Annotated in this window: 1 protein-coding gene; it reads right to left on the bottom strand. The window is 76.1% G+C overall.

Annotation, left to right across the window (positions count from 1 at the left end):
• Positions 1–1,098 (bottom strand): hypothetical protein (locus DW309_RS09055; RefSeq protein ID WP_136045185.1); only part of this gene is annotated, 1,098 nt, incomplete at its 3' end.
• Between the last annotated feature and the right edge of the window lie 136 nt (positions 1,099–1,234).

Genomic DNA, 1,234 nt, shown 5'->3' with positions numbered 1-1,234 from the left:
CAGCCGCGGCACCGCCCACAGGGCGACAGCCGCGAGCACCGGGAAGAACGCGAACACGCCGGGCGCGGGGTGACGCACCCACAGCGGCAGCCGCGAGGCGGTCGCCCACCAGCCCACGAAGGCGAGCGCCCCCACCAGAGCCGCGAGGGCGTAGGCGATCACGATCCGCTCCTCCGCGGTGGCCGAGCGCCACCGCCGCACCACCCCCGCCACCACGAGCACGAGGGCGAGCACGGCGGCGACCACGGCCAGCACCCCGGGCAGCGACCACGAGTCGGCCAGCGTGCCGAGCTTCTGCAGGACGGAGGTCGCCGCGTCGCCCTGTCCGCCGCTGCGCACGAACCGCACGAGCGCCCGCAGGCGCTCGACGAACCCGGCCGGCCCGAGCGACAGCAGTGCCGCGAGCTCCACGAGCGCGGTCGGCACCGCGACCAGCAGCAGCGGAAGCCACGCGCGGCGCAGCGTGTCGCGCAGACGCGCCCAGCCCGTGCCGTCCGACAGCACCCACAGCGCGACCGCGAACGCCGGCAGCACCAGCAGCGCGATGAGCTTCGCCTGCACCGCGAGCCCCACCAGGAGCCCGGCCAGCCAGGCGCGGCGAGGAAGCACGACCAGGGCCCACACGATCAGGGCGGCCGCGGGGATCTCGCCCAGCAGATCGGCCGGCCCCTGGATGGGGGAGACACCGGCGCTCGCGGTGAACGCCAGCGGCACGGTCATGGCAAGCAGAGCCGCCCACCGTCCGGCGATCCGCCAGCCCAGCACGCCCAGCCCCGCCAGCAGCAGGACCCAGAACGCGAGCGGCACGAGTCGCGCGGCCAGCACCGGGTCCATCCCGGTCGCGAGGGTCGCGGCGACCGGGAGCAGCACGACGGGGCCGGTGGAGATCCGCGGGTCGAACGGCGTGATCGTCGAGCCGGACAGCGCGCCGTCGCTGGCGTAGCCGAGCCCGGCGAGCAGATTGCGCGGCACGGTCAGGTTGAACGCCTCGTCCTCCCAGAACCGCCACACCGTGAGACTGTGCCAGGCGAGGATCGCATGTCCCGCCAGCAGGGCGACCGCGGCCGCCCAGAACAGGATCGTGCGCGCCCGCGTCATCGGGCGACGGGCTCCGGGCGTCGCACGGCACGCAGCGGGGCGGACGGCCGCAGCGACAGCTCCCACGCCTCACCGAGCGCGGCGCGCACGAACCGGCGCAGGCGCTTGGGCGGCAGGGTCACGCCGGCGCCGCGGC

It is taken from the genome of Microbacterium sp. K41 (assembly GCF_004794395.1).
Taxonomy (GTDB): Bacteria; Actinomycetota; Actinomycetes; order Actinomycetales; family Microbacteriaceae; genus Microbacterium; species Microbacterium sufflavum.
This window is presented reverse-complemented; position numbering and strand designations above follow the sequence as displayed.